This is a genomic window from Flavobacterium movens (assembly GCF_039581425.1).
GTDB classification, from domain to species: Bacteria; Bacteroidota; Bacteroidia; order Flavobacteriales; family Flavobacteriaceae; genus Flavobacterium; species Flavobacterium luteolum.
Genome location: NZ_JBCPXY010000008.1, coordinates 24275 through 44637 on the forward strand (window position 1 = coordinate 24275; position 20363 = coordinate 44637).

Annotated in this window: 17 protein-coding genes and 2 tRNA genes; 7 read left to right on the plus strand and 12 right to left on the minus strand. The window is 33.1% G+C overall.

Annotated features, from left to right (window positions below; translation table 11 throughout):
• Nucleotides 1-26: 26 nt before the first annotated feature.
• Together nusA and rimP are read right to left on the minus strand one after the other, a co-directional pair.
• Nucleotides 27-1280, minus strand: coding sequence for a transcription termination factor NusA (nusA, locus tag AAYQ05_RS15035; RefSeq protein WP_343544260.1), 1254 nt, complete (start codon nt 1278-1280; stop codon nt 27-29).
• A 19-nt stretch (nt 1281-1299) separates the two neighbouring features.
• Nucleotides 1300-1764, minus strand: a complete 465-nt coding sequence (rimP, locus tag AAYQ05_RS15040; protein WP_167365417.1) for a ribosome assembly cofactor RimP — start codon at nt 1762-1764, stop codon at nt 1300-1302.
• Nucleotides 1765-1938: 174 nt separating this feature from the next.
• On the opposite strand from rimP, the gene AAYQ05_RS15045 reads away from it, so the two are divergent.
• The 3 genes from AAYQ05_RS15045 to AAYQ05_RS15055 all read left to right on the plus strand — a co-directional run bounded on the left by AAYQ05_RS15045 (nt 1939) and on the right by AAYQ05_RS15055 (nt 5223).
• The gene (locus AAYQ05_RS15045; protein ID WP_343544261.1) at nt 1939-2763 is read left to right on the plus strand and encodes a universal stress protein; all 825 of its coding nucleotides are present in this window, start codon (nt 1939-1941) and stop codon (nt 2761-2763) included.
• Between the two features lie 171 nt (nt 2764-2934).
• Nucleotides 2935-4356: an aldehyde dehydrogenase family protein gene (locus AAYQ05_RS15050; RefSeq protein ID WP_343544262.1), complete on the plus strand. Its 1422-nt coding sequence runs from the start codon at nt 2935-2937 to the stop codon at nt 4354-4356.
• A gap of 60 nt (nt 4357-4416) precedes the next feature.
• On the plus strand, nt 4417-5223 hold the full coding sequence (locus AAYQ05_RS15055; protein WP_343544263.1) for an AraC family transcriptional regulator: 807 nt from the start codon (nt 4417-4419) through the stop codon (nt 5221-5223).
• Nucleotides 5224-5458: 235 nt separating this feature from the next.
• Here AAYQ05_RS15055 and AAYQ05_RS15060 read toward each other — a convergent pair.
• A tRNA-Gln gene (locus AAYQ05_RS15060) sits at nt 5459-5529 on the minus strand.
• A gap of 109 nt (nt 5530-5638) precedes the next feature.
• A tRNA-Gln gene (locus AAYQ05_RS15065) sits at nt 5639-5709 on the minus strand.
• 246 nt (nt 5710-5955) lie between these two features.
• Here AAYQ05_RS15065 and AAYQ05_RS15070 point away from each other — a divergent pair.
• Together AAYQ05_RS15070 and AAYQ05_RS15075 are read left to right on the plus strand one after the other, a co-directional pair.
• Entirely contained in the window at nt 5956-9234 is a 3279-nt protein-coding gene (locus tag AAYQ05_RS15070) for a glycosyltransferase family 117 protein (protein WP_343544264.1), read from the plus strand.
• Between the two features lie 101 nt (nt 9235-9335).
• Nucleotides 9336-9977: a polysaccharide deacetylase family protein gene (locus tag AAYQ05_RS15075; protein ID WP_111379249.1), complete on the plus strand. Its 642-nt coding sequence runs from the start codon at nt 9336-9338 to the stop codon at nt 9975-9977.
• Between the two features lie 23 nt (nt 9978-10000).
• Here AAYQ05_RS15075 and AAYQ05_RS15080 read toward each other — a convergent pair whose 3' ends face one another.
• The 7 genes from AAYQ05_RS15080 to AAYQ05_RS15110 form a co-directional block, all read right to left on the minus strand.
• Nucleotides 10001-10303, minus strand: a complete 303-nt coding sequence (locus tag AAYQ05_RS15080; protein WP_008466807.1) for a thioredoxin family protein — start codon at nt 10301-10303, stop codon at nt 10001-10003.
• A gap of 73 nt (nt 10304-10376) precedes the next feature.
• Nucleotides 10377-11612: a metallophosphoesterase gene (locus AAYQ05_RS15085; protein ID WP_343544265.1), complete on the minus strand. Its 1236-nt coding sequence runs from the start codon at nt 11610-11612 to the stop codon at nt 10377-10379.
• A 163-nt stretch (nt 11613-11775) separates the two neighbouring features.
• A complete protein-coding gene (locus tag AAYQ05_RS15090) occupies nt 11776-11964 on the minus strand; it encodes a hypothetical protein (RefSeq protein ID WP_177210966.1) in 189 nt (62 codons plus the stop codon).
• 103 nt (nt 11965-12067) lie between these two features.
• On the minus strand, nt 12068-13396 hold the full coding sequence (locus AAYQ05_RS15095; RefSeq protein WP_343544266.1) for a sensor histidine kinase: 1329 nt from the start codon (nt 13394-13396) through the stop codon (nt 12068-12070).
• Between the two features lie 10 nt (nt 13397-13406).
• Entirely contained in the window at nt 13407-14081 is a 675-nt protein-coding gene (locus AAYQ05_RS15100; protein WP_281631133.1) for a response regulator transcription factor, read from the minus strand.
• A 189-nt stretch (nt 14082-14270) separates the two neighbouring features.
• Complete coding sequence (locus AAYQ05_RS15105) at nt 14271-14450, minus strand: hypothetical protein (RefSeq protein WP_343544267.1); 180 nt, start codon at nt 14448-14450, stop codon at nt 14271-14273.
• A gap of 24 nt (nt 14451-14474) precedes the next feature.
• Nucleotides 14475-14690, minus strand: coding sequence for a hypothetical protein (locus tag AAYQ05_RS15110; protein WP_281631131.1), 216 nt, complete (start codon nt 14688-14690; stop codon nt 14475-14477).
• A 322-nt stretch (nt 14691-15012) separates the two neighbouring features.
• Here AAYQ05_RS15110 and polA point away from each other — a divergent pair, with 322 nt between their 5' ends.
• Nucleotides 15013-17853, plus strand: coding sequence for a DNA polymerase I (gene polA / locus AAYQ05_RS15115; RefSeq protein WP_343544268.1), 2841 nt, complete (start codon nt 15013-15015; stop codon nt 17851-17853).
• Between the two features lie 138 nt (nt 17854-17991).
• Entirely contained in the window at nt 17992-19107 is a 1116-nt protein-coding gene (locus AAYQ05_RS15120) for a hypothetical protein (RefSeq protein ID WP_343544269.1), read from the plus strand.
• Nucleotides 19108-19143: 36 nt separating this feature from the next.
• Here the strand turns inward: AAYQ05_RS15120 and AAYQ05_RS15125 are convergent, their stop codons facing one another.
• Nucleotides 19144-20169, minus strand: coding sequence for a LacI family DNA-binding transcriptional regulator (locus AAYQ05_RS15125; RefSeq protein WP_177210972.1), 1026 nt, complete (start codon nt 20167-20169; stop codon nt 19144-19146).
• Nucleotides 20170-20363 lie beyond the last annotated feature (194 nt).

The window sequence follows — 20363 nt, forward strand, 5'->3', positions numbered from 1 at the left end:
TTGTTAGAGCAGATGTAAGCTATTGCTTAATTATCAAACTCTTCTTTTAGTATCTTCATAACATCTAGAATAGTTTCCTCTTCTAAGTCTGTTCTTCTTACTAAATCTTCTACGTCGTGTTTCAAGATACTTTTTGCAGTATCCAAACCTATTTTTGAAAACTCTTCAATTACCCACTCTTCGATCTCATCAGAGAACTCTGTTAATTCAACATCGTCTTCATCTGCAACAGTACCGGCAACATCTCCTTCACGAATAACATCTAGCTCATAACCTGTCAATTGACCTGCTAATTTGATATTGTGACCACCTCTACCAATTGCTTTAGAAACCTCTTCTAATTTCAAGAACACTTCAGCTCTTTTGTTATCTTCATCAATTTTGATAGACGAAACTTTAGCAGGGCTTAAAGCTCTTGTTATAAATAATTGAATATTGTTTGTATAATTGATTACATCAATATTTTCATTTCCTAATTCGCGAACAATTCCGTGAATACGAGAACCTTTCATTCCCACACAAGCTCCAACTGGATCAATTCTATCATCATAAGAATCAACAGCTACTTTTGCTTTTTCACCTGGAATACGAACTACGTTTTTCACAGTAATTAATCCGTCAAAAACTTCTGGAATTTCTTGCTCAAATAATTTCTCTAAGAACTTTTCTGAAGTTCTAGACATAATAATTTGAGGTTTATTTCCTTTTAATTCAACGCTTTCAATGATTCCACGAACATTATCCCCTTTACGGAAAAAGTCAGATGGAATTTGTTTTTCTTTTGGAAGCACAATTTCATTTCCTTCATCATCAACCAAGATAACTACTCTTGGACGCACATGATGTACTTCTGCTGTATAAATATCCCCGATAATATCTTTAAACTGTTTGTATAAATTTGTATTATCGTGTTCGTGAATTTTAGATATAAGATTCTGACGAAGCGCTAAGATAGCTCTTCTTCCTAAATCAATCAACTTTACTTCTTCAGAAACCTCTTCACCAATTTCAAAATCCGCTTCAATCTTTCTTGCTTCAGTCAATGTAATTTCCTCATTTTCAAAATCAAGATCCTCATCGGCAACAATTACTCTTCTTCTCCAAATTTCCATATCCCCTTTATCAGGATTAATAATGATATCGAAATTTTCATCTGAACCGTATTTTTTCTTTAATGCATTTCTAAATACGTCCTCTAAAATTGCCATAAGCGTTACACGATCAATAAGTTTATTATCTTTAAACTCTGAGAATGAATCGATTAATGCTAAATTTTCCATGCGAATTTTTTAATTAAAATTAAAATGTTACCGTAACAACTGCCTCTTTAATTTCTGTATAAGGTATTTGTTGCTCTTTTTGAACTGTTTCTTTTCCTTTTCCTACTTTTTTCGGTTCTCTTGCTTTCCAAGACAAAATTATAAAAACATCATTAGCTTCTACTAATTCTGCTTCAATTTTTTCTGTATTTGTGGTAACAATCAACGTTCTACCAACATTTTTTTTGTATTGTCTTATCATTTTCAAAGGAGTTCCTACTCCAACCGATGCTACTTCAAGCGAAAAATCCTGCTCTTCACGATCCAGATTATTCTCGATTGCACGACTAACGTCAATACAGTCTTGTAGCGCCACTCCATTATCTCCGTCTAAACCAACACTAATTTTAAAAGAATCCGAAACTGCCAAATCAACCAAAAAGACTGATGGTTTTTCCAGAAGAGCTTCTGTAATTAATCCGTTTACTTTTTCTTTAAATGTCATAATTTTATAAAAAGAGGGGACACTTAGTCCCCTCATTATTTAGATTTTAATAAATAACAGTGCAAATATAGTGTTTTTTTTATAAATCAAATAAATTGATTGCTCTAAAATAATTCCATATCTTTATAAGAGTATTAAAAACACAGAATTATTCCCATTTTAACCCTCAAAATCATGAAACGAATTTTAGTACCTACCGACTTCTCCGAACACGCAGAAGACGCCTTAAGAGTTGCCTCTCAAATCGCAAAAAAGAACAATTCCGAAATCATTCTTCTTCACATGCTTGAATTGCCACAGCAATCAAACGATGCGATAGTAGGCGGAGCAAGCATTCCCGAAACGATGCTTTTTATGAAGAAAGCCAACGAAACTCTCGATGAAGTTGCCTCTAGAGAATACCTAAAAGGAATCCCTGTAACCGAGATTGTAAAAATGGACAAACCAATACACGGCATTACACAAATAAGCAAAGATTACAATATTGATCTAATTATCATGGGATCTCATGGCTCTTCTGGAGTCGAAGAATTATTAATAGGTTCTAATACCGAAAAAGTAGTAAGAAATTCCGAAATACCCGTTTTAGTCATCAAGAAAAATATTCCAAATTTTAATGCTTCTAATATTGTTTTTGCCTCTGATTTCTCTGAAGAAGCAAAAAAACCATTTGAAAAACTTTTAAATTTTACCAAGCTATTTGATTCAAAATTACACTTAGTTACCATTTGCACACCCAACAGCTTCAAGCCAACTCACGTAAGCGAAAAAGCAATGAGTGATTTTGTCGCAGAATTTGACATCACTAATTACACCACTCAAATCTACAACGACACCAATATTGAAAAAGGAATTATAAATTTCTCCAATAGAATAAATGCCGATGTTATCGGAATGTGCACACATGGAAGAACTGGTTTCGCACACTTCTTCAACGGAAGCATAAGCGAAGGCTTAGTTAATCATGCCATCAAACCTGTTATAACATTAAAAATCTAATCTAACATAATTCACCTTACTTTTCAAAGCTTCTCAAACGGGAAGCTTTTTTTTTATAAAAATGCAAAAAAATGAGCTTTTCAACAAAGCTCATCTGAGCCTCACAACAAAACCATAAGTACATTTAATACAGAACTTTGTCAAATAAAAATTCATTAAAAAAAGAACAAAATGAAAACAATAGACAAAATTTACATTAATGGCGAATTTGTTACTCCAAAAGGAACAGAATATTTTGACCTTATCAGCCCGACAACAAACGAAAAATTAGGAAAGGTCCTTTTAGGCAACATAGAAGACACCCAAAAAGCAATCGAAGCAGCAAAAAACACCTTCAAAACTTTCTCAAAAACAACAGTTTCAGAAAGAATTCAATACCTCAAAAACATTAAATCTTCTATCGAAAAAAGAAAAGACGATTTTATTAATGTAATGGTAGAGGAATACGGAGGCACATTTCAATTTGCAAGTACAAGCTACGACTACATGTTAAAAGGTTTTGACTCATCAATAAATCTCCTTAATTCATACGATTTTATTAAAACAATGGGAGAATCTGAAGTTCAAATGGCACCTATCGGCGTTGTGGGAATTATTATTCCATGGAACTCAAGCAATGGCTTTATCAGCAGCAAATTATCTACAGCAATTGTAGCGGGATGCACAACCGTAATTAAACCAAGCGAAATGAGCGCACAACAAACGCAATTAATTACTGAATGTCTTCATGAAGCAAATCTTCCGAAAGGTGTATTTAATATCGTAAATGGATTGGGCGAAGTTGTTGGTGCCGAAATAAGCAGAAATCCAGACATTGCTAAAATATCTTTTACAGGATCAACCAATATTGGAAAAACAATTGCAAAAGAAGCTGTCAACACCATGAAAAGAGTCACTCTTGAACTTGGCGGAAAATCTCCAAACATTATTCTAGACGATGCCGATTTCTCAAAAGCCATTCCGCTTGCACTTGGAGCAGCATTTATGAATAGCGGACAGGCCTGTATTGCTGGAACTAGATTATTAATTCCAGAAGACAAATTAGACGAAGTAAAATCTCTTATAAAAGAAACAATCCCAAACTTCATTGTTGGCAATCCTAAAAATCCAAATACCGCAGTCGGACCAATGGTTAGCGAAAAACAGTTTAACCGCGTTCAAGACTATATTCAAATTGGAATCAACGAAGGCGCAGAAATACTAATTGGTGGATTAGGAAAACCAGAAGGGTTAGAAAACGGAAATTTCGTAAAACCAACTATTTTTACCAACGTAAACAACCAGATGCGTATTGCAAAAGAAGAAATATTTGGTCCTGTTTTATCCATCATCACTTACAAAACAGAAGAAGAAGCAATTGAAATCGCCAATGACACTACTTACGGATTACAAGCATACGTAAGTTCATCAGATCTAAAAAGAGCTTACAACGTCGCCTCACAAATTAATGCTGGTCGTGTACAAGTTAATGGAATCGGTCACGATCCAATGGCTCCTTTTGGCGGATTTAAGCAATCAGGAATCGGACGTGAATTTGGAACACTTGGCCTAGATGCCTACTTAGAACCAAGAGCACTAATTCAGCCAAAATAACCCTCATCAATCTGGAAGTCTTTACATCTAAAGATTTCCAGATTTTAGTATTTTTACAATATGAGCACAAAACAATATACAAAGCCAAAAATACTCTACTCCTGCTATTACTCTCGCAGTCGAGAGGGCGAACATTTTATACCCGAACATGTTTTTAGCTATCAGATTTCTGGCGAAATGATTGTTATAGACAATCAAAACACTTTTCATTCAAAACCTGGAGACTTCCGTTTCAGCAGACGAAACCATTTAGCTAAGTTTACTAAAATTCCACCAGCAGGAGGAGAATTCAAAACGATTTCCCTTTTTCTCGATCAAGAAATTTTAAGAGAAATCAGCAAAGAATACAATTTAAAATCAGATAAAAAATCCGATTCAGAAGCTATGTTTTCATTAGCTCCTCACCCACTTTACAAATCTTTCATGGAATCGTTGATTTCTTACCTTGAAGTAGAACAAGAAAACAACGAGGCTTTATTCAATTTAAAAATTAAAGAAGCCATTCATCTTTTACTAAAAATAAATCCAGAACTAAAAGACCTATTATTTGATTTTAACGAGCCAGGAAAAATTGACCTAGAAGCCTTTATGAATAAAAACTTCCACTTTAATGTTCAAATGCAGCGGTTTGCTTATCTCACAGGAAGAAGTTTAGCCACATTTAAAAGAGATTTCGAAAAAGTATTTCAGCAAACGCCTGGAAAATGGCTTTTAAACAAAAGACTTCAAGAAGCTTATTATTTAATTAGCCAAGGAAATCCGCCATCTGAAGTATATATTGGAGTTGGCTTTGAAGATCTTTCACATTTTTCATTTTCATTTAAAAAGAAATTCGGAATCGTTCCTTCTTCTTTAAATCATAAATAGAACCTTCCACAATAGACCTCCCAGAATACATTTTTCGCAATAAATCTCCCGTGGTTAAAACCACGGACTATATTTAAAACAAAAGAAGGCTTTACAAATTATAACACTTTACGGATTTTACATACCCTAAAAACATCTTTGCGTACTTTGTGTATATCTTAGCGCACTTTGCGGTTAAAAAACAGCCAGAATTTAAAGCATAAAAAAAGCCTCTCATTTCTGAGAGGCTTTTCTGTTGGTCTACTAGGACTCGAACCTAGAAAGACGGCACCAAAAACCGTAGTGTTACCATTACACCATAGACCAGCAGTGCGGTTAAGCGGGTGCAAAATTAAAACTTTATTTAATTTATGCAAATTTTAAACGAAACTTTTTTAAATAAAAAAAAGTCTCTCATTTCTGAGAGACTTTTCTGTTGGTCTACTAGGACTCGAACCTAGAAAGACGGCACCAAAAACCGTAGTGTTACCATTACACCATAGACCAGCAGTGCGGTTAAGCGAGTGCAAATTTAAGTCTTTATTTAGTTTGTGCAAACTTTTTGAACAAAAAAAATCATTTTTTTTGATTTTTTTCACATTAAAAAACGCTTCAACTTCAAAAACACCTCACTGCCAACATATTACTTTACACTTATAGAATTATAGAATTTTTTGTTAATGCTCGTTTCTTTAAGTAAAAAAACATTTTCTTTGTAGGATAGAAAAACATTCAAATTTTTAACACCTAAATATGGCACAATTCAATTTCAATAAATGGAATACAATTATTGGTTGGTTTGCATTTGCAATCGCTTTAATAACTTATACATTAACAGTAGAACCTACAATGAGCTTTTGGGATTGCGGAGAATATATTGCTACCGCAGCTAAACTTGAAGTAGGTCACCCGCCGGGAGCTCCGCTTTTCCAGATGATGGGTGCATTTTTTGCCATGTTTGCAATAGATGCTCAGCATGTGGCTCTAATGGTTAACATGATGTCTGTTTTCTCTAGTGCATTTACCATATTATTTATGTTCTGGTCATCGTCTATGATCTTGAAAAAGATTGTAGCTCGTTTTGCTGAGATTGACCAAAACAATTCGATTGTTATTTTAGGAAGTTCTTTTGTAGGCGCCTTAGCATATACCTTTTCTGATAGTTTTTGGTTTAATGCTGTAGAAGCCGAAGTTTACGCAATGGCTTCTTTATTAATTGCATTGCTTTTCTGGCTTGGTTTACGTTGGGAGCAAGACATGGACAAACCAAAAGGAAACAAATGGCTTTTAATTATTTCGTTGGTTATTGGTCTTTCATTTGGAGTTCACTTTATGGCTCTTTTAACTATTCCTTCTATTGGATTCTTATACTATTTCAAACACTACGAAAAAGTTACGATCAAAAACTTTCTAATTGCCAATGTAGTCGTTATTGGAATTTTATTATTCATCTTCAAGTTATTGCTTCCTCTTACTATGGCGTTTTTCGGAAAAACCGAAATTTTCATGGTAAACAGCATGGGACTCCCATTTAATTCAGGAACTATTTTTGTAGCATTATTATTTATTGCTTTCTTCTATTTTGGATTAAAATATACAAGACAAAAAGGCTTAATATTCTACAACACTATTATATTGTGTATTTTATTCATCCTAATTGGTTTCTCAACTTGGTTAATGCTACCTGTTCGTGCAAACGCTAACACAGTTATTAACGAAAACAAACCATCTGATGCTACTGAGGTTTTAGCTTATTATAATCGTGAGCAATATGGAGTAAATCCTTTGTTTTATGGCCCTCAATACACTGAACTTTTCGCTGGTCTTGATGCTAAAACACCTTATTTAGACAAAAAACCAAACTACGAAAGAGATTATAAAACAGGTAAATACATTATTACCAATAATTATAAAAATGCAGAACAAAATTCTGACGACAATCAGAAAGCAATTCTGCCAAGAATGTGGAGTACAGAAACAGGTCACATTCAAAACTATATCAACTTTACAAATCCTCCGAAATTCAGAATCGATCCAAATCATAATTATGATGAAGATTTGGCAAAATACGGAATCGATGCTAGCCAATTAAGCGAAGATGAGTACAACAAAGCTACTGCTCAATTGCGTAATGAGGTTGAAAAAACAGTTTCTGAGTTTAGAAAAGCTTACGCTCAAAAACAAATTGATAACGAAGGTTACGTAAAATTCTTAAGAAGCTACGGCGAATATTTACTTATCGAAAAACCATCTACAGCAGACAACTTCAGTTTTATGTTTGAGTATCAATTTGGATACATGTATTGGAGGTATTTAATGTGGAATTTCGTTGGACGCCAAAATGATCAGCAAGGTAAATATGATAATTTGGATGGAAACTGGATCAGCGGAATCAAAGCTTTAGACTCTGTTCATTTAGGTTCTCAAGACAATCTGCCAACAGATGTTTTAAACAACAAAGGACGTAATGCTTATTATTTCCTTCCTTTTATCTTAGGTTTAATTGGTATCATGTACCATGCGAACAAAGATTTAAAGAGCTTCTATGTTCTTTTGGCTTTGTTTTTATTCACAGGAATTGCACTAAAAATATATTTAAATGAAAGACCTTTTGAGCCTCGAGAAAGAGATTATGCTTTAGTAGGCTCCTTCTATGTCTTTGCCATCTGGATCGGATTTGGTGTTTACTCGCTTTATGAAAGCTTATACAAATATCTGGCTCCAAAAATTGCTGGACCAGTAGTTATTGCTGGAAGTTTATTGGCTGCACCAATTTTGATGGCTTCTCAAAACTGGGATGATCACGATAGATCTGGAAGATATACAGCAGTTGCAATGGCAAAAGCATATTTAAGTTCTTGCGATAAAGATGCTATTTTATTCACGATTGGAGATAACGACACTTTCCCTCTTTGGTATGCTCAAGAAATCGAGCATTTTAGAACAGATGTTAAGATTGTAAATACGAGTTTATTTATGACAGACTGGTACATTGATCAAATGAAAGCGAAGTCTTACGAATCAAATCCGTTGCCAATTTCTTTCGTACATAGTCAATATGTCGGGGATAATTTAGATTACACGGCGTACATTCAGAAAATTGATACACGTTGGAACATTAAAGATTTTATTGATTTCATCAAAAACCCTAAATCGACTGTTGGCTTACAAAATGGACAAACCATCCATTTCTATCCAACAAATAAGATTAGAGTTAATGTGGATAAAAACACTATTATTCAGAACAAGGTAGTTAATCCTAAATATTACGATTCTATTGTTCCTTACTTAGATATTGACATCAAAGGAAGCGCATTATACAAAAACCGTTTAATGATGCTTGATATTTTAGCAAATAACAACTGGAAGAGACCAATTTACTTTAGCGGTGGTGCTTTTGATGATGAAGATTATTTATGGTTAAAAGATTATCTGCAATTGGATGGAATGGTATACAAATTAGTTCCAGTAAAAAACACTCCTTCTAAAGATGGCGGACCATTAGACATGGGACAAATTGATGCAGATAAAATGTACGACATTGTAATGAAATGGGATTGGGGAAATAGCAATGGAAATATTTATCATGATCCTGAAACTAGAAGAAACAGTATTACTTACCGTACTAATCTTTCTAGATTAATGAATCAGCTTATTGAAGAAGGCAAAATTGACAAGGCTAAAAACGTAATCAATTTAGCAATGACCAAAATGCCTTTGGACAAATATGGGTATTATTCATTAGTTGAAGCTTTTGCTGATGGCTATTACAAAGTTGGAGAGAAAGCCAAAGCGCAAGATCTTTTAAATAAACTAGTTCAGAAATACAAAGAGAATCTAAACTATTACAGCACATTGACTCCTTCTGACCAAACTGATTTAGCTGTAGATATTATTACAGATATTGAGCGTTACAGAAGCTTGCTACATGTAATGGATGATAATAAAGACACTGCTTTTTACAACCAACACAAAACTACATTTAACACTTACGTAAATGTTTTTGAGCGTTTTGGACGTGAAAAAGAATAAATAATATACGAAAATCTTACTTATTAAAAAAATGCAGCGCTGTTTGATAAATAGCGCTGCATTTTTTAATTTTATACGTATTAATACAATTTTAATTCAAAATGAGCTTCTATTGGGTAAAAACTAACGCATTTATTAAAAAGGTGTTTTCTAAATATTGCTGGGACATTCCTAACAATGAAAAGAAAATATACCTCACTTTTGATGATGGCCCAACTCCAGAAATTACAGACTGGGTTTTATCTGAATTAAAAAAATTTGATGCAAAAGCTACTTTTTTCTGCATCGGAAAAAATATTAAAGCGAATCTGGCTTTATTTGAAAAGTTAATTACTGACGGACATTCTATTGGCAATCATACCATGAATCATGTGAATGGATGGAAAATCCACACAAATGATTATATTGAAAATGTAAAAAACTGTGCTGCTGTTTTAGATGAGCAAGAAAAAGCTCCTCATCGCTTATTATTCCGTCCTCCTTATGGAAAAATCAAAAAAGCACAATCTAAAATCCTAAGAAGTTTAGGCTACAAAATAGTTATGTGGGATGTTTTAAGCGCAGATTTTGATCAAAGCATTACTCCAGAAAAATGCCTTGAAAATGTAACCAAAAATGTAAAATCTGGCAGCGTAATTGTTTTTCATGACAGTATTAAAGCTTCTCCAAATCTAAGATTTGCTTTGCCTCGAACACTTCATTTTTTAAAAGAAAATGGATATAAGTTTGACATTATTCACTAAATAACATCAAAAAGAGAAGTTATTTAGACGTTAAATTGTTCCTGAACAATTCCAATTATAGTATTGGCATCAAGTTCTCCAGATTGCCTCCAGATCATTTGCCCTTCTTTGTAAATCATTAAAGTTGGAAGCCCTTTAATACGAAGTGCTTCTGCTAGTTCCTGATTTTTATCTACATCAATTTTGATTACTTTGGCCTTATCGCCAAGCGCAGCGGCTACGTCCTTAATAACAGGATGCATAGAAACTGAAGATTCATTCCAATCTGTGTAAAAATCAATTAACACTGGAACTTGAGCATTTATTAGTTCTCCAAATTTTGACATAAAACCAAAAAATTAAGTTTTTTAAATCTCTTAAAAGAAATAAATATTATACAAATGTAGCATTTTTAACGAATTAACCGACATTACGGCCTTTTTTTAGTTCAATTACTGTTATTTCAGGCATAATTCCAACTCGTCCTGGATAGGCATGAAAACCAAATCCACGGTTAACATAAACGTATCTTCCGACGTTTTCGTACAATCCCGCCCATTGTTTATAAATGTATTGCGCTAGACTCCATTTAAAATAGCCTGGAATCTCAATTCCAAATTGCATACCGTGCGTGTGGCCTGCGAAAGTCAGATGAAAGTTCTTTGGGTGATCTTTAATTTCGGCATCCCAATGGCTTGGATCATGGCTCATTAAAACTTTAAAATCGTCCTGATCCACATCTTTTGAAGCTTTATTCAAATCACCTGCTTTCTTAAAATTCACTCCCCAATTCTCTACTCCAATCAAAGCGATTTTATCATCACCTTTTTGAATATAAGTATGTTCGTTCAGCATTAATTTAAAACCAATTTGGCCATATAAATTTTTAATTGCCTTAAAATTTTCGTCTTTTTCTTTTTCAGAAGGCCAAGTCACATATTCGCCGTAATCGTGATTTCCTAAAACCGCAAATTTTCCATATTTATAATCTTTAATACGGCTAAAAGTTTCCAGCCAAGGATGCATTTCTTTAGCATGCGTATTTACAATGTCTCCCGTAAACAAAATCAAATCTGCTTCTTGTGCATTGATCAAATCAATTGCATAATTTATTTTCTCTGGATTATCAAAACTTCCGCTGTGAACATCAGAAATCTGTGTGATTTTAAAACCGTCAAAAGCATCTGGAAGATCAGGAAAAAATACAGTTTGTTTGATTACTTTGAAATTATACTTCCCTTCAAAAATTCCGTAAATAATAGAAAGGAACGGAATTGCAGCCAACCCTAAAGCAATCTGGCTAACAAACTTTCGCCTGTCAGGCATCATTTCTTTTCGAGGAGTATTATAAACAAAATAATTTAAGATGCTTGCTCCTATCCTAAAAATATCCTCACCAAACATTATTAATGTAAGCAAAATTTTAGGCACATATACCGTTAGCATCAAACCTGTGGTAAACATAAATTGCCTAGTCTGACCAACAGAGCGATCAACTTGTGAAAAAGAATAGATAATAAAGACTAAGACCAGTAAACTTATAACTTGATAGCTTATCAAAACCCAGCGTGTTTTGATTAAAGTTCGAAAAGCCTGATATGAATAGAACTCAATAAATAATAAAAGAGCGCATAGAATTATAAAACGAAAGATCATTTAATATATAGTTTTAAACAAAGTAACAAAGAATGAAAATTCTATTTCTTTTTATTATAAAAAATTTAACGCTGTAAAACATAAAAAAGCCGAAAGATGTCTCTTCCAGCTTTAACCTACCAACCTTTAAAACTATTTAATCTTAAGACTTAAAAATCTTATATTATTTTGCTTTTGGAGTTTCTGTTTTTGCAGCTTCTGCTTTTTTCTCTCCTTTAGCTTTTTTGTTTGCTTTTTTATCTTGTTTTTCAGTTTTCACCTCTTTTGTTTTTGCTGGTGCTGGAGTTGTTTGTGCACTTGCCATTGCAACTGTTCCTAAAACTGCTACTGCTAAAATTGCTAATTTTTTCATGACTTTAAATTTTTTGATTGTTATTTTCATTATTTATAAGTCAAAGGTATAACCACAAAATGAAGACAAAATGAAGAATAAGTCTTATAGAGAATTTTAACTTTTAATTGTGTTTTTGAAACCATAATTTAAAAGAAGTACCTTGCTCCAATTGAGATTCTACAGTAACTTCTATATGATGAAAAGAGGCAATACTCTTAGCAATTGCAAGACCTAAGCCCTGCCCTTCCTGATCATAACTTATTCTGGTAAAACGGCTGAATATTTTTTCTAGTTGCGATTCATCCATTCCAATGCCAGAATCTTTTACCAAAATAAAATAATGATTATCATCATAACCGTCTTCAATGACAATCTTTCCTTGTGGTTTATTATATTTTATGGCATTGGTTACTAAATTATAAATCAGAATATGAATTAAAGTTTTGTTTCCAATGAAAACAAAAGCGTTTTGCATCCTATTTTGAAACTGAATTTCTTTATCATCAATACGATCTTGAAGGTCTTCCTGTAAATCAGAAACGATTTCGCGAAGATTAATCTCTTCATTCAACTCATATTGATTATTATCTATTCTGGAAATCAGCAATAAATTATTGATAATTTTTTTCAGCATATCCAGCGTCTTTAGAGATCCTGCAATTTTATCAACTGCATTATCATCTAAAGATTCGTTCTGTAGCAAGTTTTCAAGTTTATTTTTAAGCAATGCGATCGGAGTTAAAAGCTCGTGCGAAACATTCGAAATAAACTGCTTTTCTTTTTTAAAAACTTCGGCAATACGATCCATCATTTGATTCAAAACAAAATCCAATTCCCTAAAGTCTCTAGAAGCCGCTTTTATCGGAGTATGATCAAACATTTCAGGTTCGTTTACCCGCCTAATCTTCGTATCAATAATTTTATAAAATGGTTTTAAAAGATATTCAATGTAAAAAGTATCAGCCAAAAAAGTAATAAATAGAATGATAACAAAAACAATGATAATAAAAAGCTTTATTACAAAAGTCAAATCGTTTACCTCGCTTAAACTGCTTCCGATTTCAAGCTGATAATCTTGCCCTTCGTAAGTAAAATGATGCTGCAATATTCTGTATTCACTTTCTTCATTTTCAATCTTGCGATATTCATTTGTAAAAGTTGTTTTCTTCTGATGCTGTTTTATCGGCATTCTGGAAAGCACTAAAAACTCGCTGTGAAGTGTCGAAAACTCAGAAAACGTCTCTGTTGTATCATCTGGATTCTCTATAAAATCATTGATTTCCTCTTGATTAAGATGCTCAATAAACTTTTTCTTTTTCTCCAGCAGACTATTATTAATATGATGATACACCACATTTTCTACCAAAATAGGAAGCATCAGCCATAAAATCAAAATGACCAGCAGTCTGGTCATGGCATTAAAAATGGCTAATTGATGTTTTATTTTCACAAGAATAATTTTATTCGTTTATACGATAACCCACATTACGAACGGTCTCAAACCAATCTATAGTCGTATGTTTATCTAATTTCTTTCTCAGATTTCGAACATGAACATCTATAAAATTAGAATCTGAATTCACTTCCAGAATATCGCCCCAAATATGTTCGGTCAATTGTAACCTTGTAATCACTCGATTTTTATTGAGAACTAGATACTGAAAAATATCAAATTCTTTTTTGGTAAGACTTAACGGAGTTTCATTAAAGCTCACTTTATAATCCTGAAGCTGCAGCAGAAAACCATGAATGCTTAAATTGTTTAAAGTAAAACCATGAATCCTACGAATTACAGCAAACAGCCTTGCTGCCAATTCTGTCAAAGCAAAAGGTTTTGTCAAATAATCGTCGGCTCCAAGATGAAGTCCGTTAATCCTGTCATCCAATTCTCCGCGCGCTGTAAGTACAATTACAGCAATCTTTGATTTTGTTTTTCGAATCGTCTGCAAAACTTCAAAACCGTCTCCATCAGGCAAACCTAAATCCAATAGCATGGCATCGTAATCATTGCTTCCAAACTCTTCCAAAGCTTCAGCACAGTTATTTGCAATTTTACAGATATAACCTGCATTGCACAAAAAATCGTAAACTTCTACAGCAAGTTCTTTATTATCTTCAACAATTAAAATATTCATACACATGGCATTTAAGCATTACTAAAATTAATCAATTCTCAAAAGTTCAGCTACACATTATTAAAAAATTAACTAATGAAAAAAGCTGATAAATTTCTTCATCAGCTTCTTCAATCGCATTCTCATAATCATTATTCCTGTTTTGCCTTCGTTCATTACAATGCTTCGAAAACAAAACGAGAGCAATTCTTATTTTGCAGGCGTTACTTCTTCTTTTGGAGCTTCAGCTTTTGCTTTTTTATTTCCTTTGTGATGATGTTTTGTAGCTTTTACCTCTTTCGTTGGTGCTGCTTGAGCTGGAGTTGTTTGAGCGCTTACCATTACACTTGTTCCTAAAACTGCTGCCAATACAATAAATAAATTTTTCATGATTTCTATTTTTTTAATTATTTGTTATTTTTTCATTTTTGCAGTTTCTGGTTTAGCTGCCTCTGTTTTTGGCGCTTCACTTTTCACTGATTTTGTTTTTTGATCTGATTTGCTTTTTTTAGGATGTTTTGTTGCTTTTACTTCTTTCGCCGGAGCTTCTTTTCCATCTTTTGCAGGAAATGCGTGAACCATTGCACTTGTTCCTAAAACTGCTACTAGTAACATTAATAAATTTCTCATGATTTCTAAGATTTAAGAATTAATAACCTTTTATTTTACAGATCAAAATTACTTTCGGAACATGAAGAGAAAATGAAGAAATCACTGAATAAAAAAATTTAACTTGATATTAACGCTTGGACTTTTTTTTATTCCATGAGCCATATGAGGTCATTTAAATAATCGTTTTTCAGCTTTATTCAAGTCACCGAGGAGACGCACTGCGGTGCGTCTCTACTAAAATAGACTTATATTACTTATATGGTGAAACAAAATTAATTTTCAAGAACTGAATCGTTTTTTAAAACCCAATTGTTTATTTTTACAGACTAATATTTTTAATATGTCAACTCAAAAACGCCTTTTTCTTCTAGATGCTTATGCACTAATTTTTCGTGGTTATTATGCTTTTATCAAAAACCCGAGAATCAACTCAAAAGGAATGGATACATCTGCAATTATGGGTTTTATGAACTCACTTTTGGATGTTATTAAAAGAGAAAAACCAGATCACTTGGCTGTTGCCTTTGATAAAGGCGGAAGTCATGTAAGAACTGAAATGTTTGTTGATTACAAAGCCAATCGAGATGCAACTCCAGAAGCAATTAAAATTGCTGTTCCATATATTCAGGAATTATTAAAAGCGATGCACATTCCAATTATCGAACTTGAAGGTTGTGAAGCCGATGATTTAATTGGAACAATTGCGAAACAGGCAGAAAAACAAAACTACAAAGTCTACATGGTGACTCCAGATAAGGATTTTGCCCAATTAGTTTCTGAAAACATTTTTATGTATAAACCTGCCCGTATGGGTAACGGAATCGAAATTTGGGGAGTTCCTGAAGTTTTGGCAAAATTTGAAATCGAAAGACCTGAACAGGTAATCGATTTTCTTGGAATGATGGGTGATGCAATTGATAATATTCCAGGATTACCAGGTGTTGGAGAAGTGACCGCTAAAAAGTTCCTAAAAGAATTTGGAACAATGGAAAACCTTTTAGAAAATACGCATTTACTAAAAGGTAAAATGAAAGAAAATATTGAAGCGAATAAAGAAAAAGGTATTCTTTCTAAAAAACTGGCCGCAATTATCACAGATTGCGATGTGGCTTTTAATGAAGAAGATTACGAACTTTCTCGCCCAGATATCGAAAAAACAGATGCTATTTTTCAAGAATTAGAGTTTAGAAGAATGGCAGAGCAGTTTGATAATTTGTTTAAAACTGATGGCGCTCAAACTGCTGCTCCAGATCCTGATGCCAAATTGTATAAAAAAGCACAACCTAAAAACGAAGACCAATTTGATCTTTTTGGAGGTGGAAATACGAATGGAGAAAATGCTGAAATCGAAAGAACTTCGTTTTATAACACTTTAGAAAACACAGAGCATTTTTACCAAACCATTCAAGGCGATTTAGGCATTAAAATGCTTTTACAGAATTTACAAAAACAGACTTCAGTTTGTTTTGATACTGAAACCACAGGAATCGATGCTTTACATGCAGAATTGGTTGGAATGTCTTTCTCTTACGAAAAAGGAAAAGCATTTTATGTTCCGTTTCCAGAAAGTCAGGAAGAAGCAAAAGCTTTAGTAGACAAATTTGTTCCGTTTTTTGAAAATGAAAACATTGAGAAAATCGGACAGAATTTAAAATACGATTTAAAAATCCTCTCTAATTATGGTGTTACTGTAAAAGGAAAACTTTTTGATACCATGATTGCGCATTATTTGATTAATCCAGATATGCGTCATAATATGGATATTTTAGCAGAAACGTATTTGAAATATTCTCCAAAATCTATTGAAACTTTAATTGGTAAAAAAGGGAAAAATCAGCTTAACATGCGTGATGTTCCTTTAGAAGACATTAAAGAATATGCTGCAGAAGATGCCGATATTACATTACAATTAAAAGAAATCTTTACAACAGAATTAGATAAAACAGAAACTAAAAAATTATTTGACGAAATCGAAATTCCATTAGTAAGCGTATTGGCCGATATGGAAACGGAAGGAATTCGTTTGGATGTAGATTTCTTAAAAGCAATGTCTTCTGAAATGGAAGTTGAAATCAAAGCTTTAGAAGAAAAAATATATGAAACCGCTGGTGAAAAATTCAACTTGGCTTCTCCAAAACAATTAGGAGATATTTTGTTTGACAAACTAAAAATTGGCGGCGCTAAGCAAAAGAAAACCAAAACGGGACAGTATGCAACTGGCGAAGAAGTTTTGACTTATTTGGCCAATGACAACCCAATTGTAAAACAAATTTTGGATTGGCGTCAAATGGTAAAATTACAGAGTACATACATTCTAGCTTTACCAGAACAGGTAGACAAAAAAACTTTACGCGTTCATACCGATTATATGCAGACGGTTGCCGCAACCGGACGTTTAAGTTCTAACAATCCGAACTTGCAGAACATCCCGATTCGTACCGAAAGAGGGCGCCAGATTCGTAAAGCTTTTGTTGCTCGAGATGAAAACCATACTTTAATCTCTGCCGATTACTCGCAGATCGAATTGAGAATTATTGCTGCTTTGAGTGGTGAAGAAAATATGATTGCAGCTTTCCAAAACGGAGAAGACATTCACAGAGCTACCGCTGCAAAAGTTTTTGATGTTGCCTTAGAAGAGGTTTCTCGCGAACAAAGAAGCAACGCTAAAACAGTAAACTTCGGAATTATTTATGGTGTTTCTGCTTTTGGTTTGAGTAATCAAACTTCGCTATCAAGAAGTGAAAGTGCCGCATTGATTGATGCTTATTATAAAACATATCCTCGTCTTAAATCTTATATCTCAGAACAAGTCGAATTTGCACGTGAAAAAGGTTATGTACAAACCATTTTAGGTCGTCGCCGTTATTTAAAAGATATTAATTCTGCCAACGCCGTTGTAAGAAGCGCTGCAGAACGAAATGCTGTAAATGCACCAATTCAAGGAAGCGCAGCCGATGTGATTAAAATTGCAATGATTAATATTCACAAAAAACTTCGTGACGAAAACTGGAAATCAAAAATGTTGCTACAAGTACATGATGAGCTTGTGTTCGATGTTCACAACGATGAACTCGAAAAAATCCAGCCTATGATTAAACACGAAATGGAAAATGCTTTCAAATTGTCAGTTCCTTTAGAAGTTGAACTCGGAATGGGTAAAGATTGGTTAGAAGCGCACTAAAAAATTATTCTTCATACTTAAAAAAACCGTTCAAAATTGAACGGTTTTTTTATTCATCAAAAACAACATTGTAAGAATTTTACTTTTACTACATTTACAACTTTTATAACAACCTTTAAAGATTTAAAAGAAAGTAAAATGAAGAAATATTTCTTATACCTATTTCTGCTTTATTCAACAATTGCAATTTGTCAGAGCAAAATTTATTATCTAGAAGGAACTTTAGGCAAAAGCACTATTTTCATGACTGTTCAAGTCTACAACTCAGATAACGAGAATAATCTCAATGCTGTATATTTCTATAAAAGTTCATTAAAAGATATTAAGCTGGAAGGAAAATTAAAGGACAATAATAATTTTACGTTCTATTTTAAGCCTGGTGATAATATTACTGAAAAGTTCTATCTGAAAAAATCGGGCAATAATTTTGATGGATTATGGTATGATGCTAAAGAAAAACAATTGGCTGTTCATCTTGAACCAGTAAATTTTGATAATTACAAATCAAATCTCAAAATTAGGTTTGACGACGAACGTCTTAATCTCGTAAAATACAAATTCCTTGAATTCAAAAAACAGAAAACCACACTTTACAACAATAAAGAATTTGTTTGGTATTCTGAAAAACATTGCGATTCTGATTTTTTTAGATTAGGAAACGATTTTACAGCAAAAAACAAGGCTTTGATTAATCCGATCTTAGAAAGCATACATATTGAAAATACATTATCTCAGCTTAATTGCGCTTCTAGTTTTGAATACAGCCAAGGAAAAGGCATTGAAGGAAATACGACAATCAACTTTCTGAATAATGATTTATTAGGTTTCCAAGTTTCGATGTTTTGGGACTGCGGAGGCGCTCATCCCGATTTTGGAAGTAGCGGTTATCTTATTGATTTAAACAACGGAAAACAATATGGAATTGATGATATTCTAGCTTTTGACAAAAGTGTAACTGGCGACAAAGAGAATAATTTTGATGCTTTTTCAAAATACAGAAGCACTTATTTTGCACCAAAATTACTGGCTGTACTTAACTCTCAGGAACATTTTGAAAAACCAAAAAATGAAGATGATTATTGTGATTACACCAATGAAGAATATTGGGATTTTCCGTCTTGGAGTTATACCGAAAAGGGAATCGAATTTACTCCTATTTTTTATAGAGCAGCAAGATCTTGCGAAGAACCTTTTTTAGTTCCTTTTGAGAAATTAAGAAAGTACAAAAATCCTAAATTCCCGTATTCATTATAACAAAGAAGCCATCCGTTACAGATGGCTTCTTTTATTTTATACTTTTCTAGTAGATTCTCTTTCTTTCAATTTTGTCTTGATGACAATCGTTTCATATTCAGAAACCGTTCCTTCCGGCTCTTCCAATCTTTCAATTAATCTTTTTGCGGCAACTTCTCCAATTTCAACACCATGCTGACTTACCGTAGTCAAACTTGGCGATAAACGTCTTGAAGCCAAAATACCATCTGCAAAACCAATAATCGAAATATCTTCCGGAACTCTATATCCTTTTTTCAAACTTACTCGCAAAGCTGCAACCGAATCATTTTCATCCAAGGCAAAAATTCCGTCAATTTTATTGTCAAAAATTGCATCAATTTTACTTTTCATATCATCTTCAGAATCGGTACGAAGAATGATTTTTTCATTAACCGGAATATTATTGTCTTTTAAAGCTTTCAAATATCCGTCCGCTCTTAATTTTCCAACACTCAAATTATCTACAGAAGATATTAAAGCGATATTTTTACATCCAAGATTAATTAAATGCTGTGTTGAATTTAATGCTGAATCGAAATCATCTACAACAACCTTATCACAGTCTACTTCATCAGCAATACGGTCAAACATCACAATTGGCGTTCCGTCATTAATAATTTCCGAAAAGTGATTGTAATCTTGAAGCTTTTGAGCTTCTTCAGAAACCGAAAGAATAAATCCGTCAATAGTTCCGTTGCTCAACATTTCAAGCGTGTGAATTTCTTTTTCTAAAGATTCGTTAGAGATACAGGTAATTACATTATATCCTTTTTTATCGGCAACTTTCTCAATACCGCTAAAAACTTTCGCAAAGAAAGAATTTAGAATATTTGGAATAATTACTCCAATCGTTTTTGTTTTACGATTCTTTAGATTCAAACCAATGACATTCGGCTTATAGTTTTTGAGTTTGGCATACTCCTTAATCTTCACCTTCGTTTGTTCACTAATTTCTGGACTGTCATTCAACGCTTTAGATACAGTCGAAACAGAAACACCAAGTTCTTTCGCAATTTGTTTTAGAGTTGCTTTAGCTTTCATCCAATTGAATTTTATGTAATTAATACAAATATAGTAGAATTACCTAAAATAAAACAAAAACAAGCTATTAGTATTTAAAAATATAAGTCATTTCGAAATAATATTTAATTAAACAGAGATTTTAAAACCGCTCTTACTAAAATTTCGTTAATAACTAAATACCAGTTAACTAAAAAACCAATGTTGTTAACCTA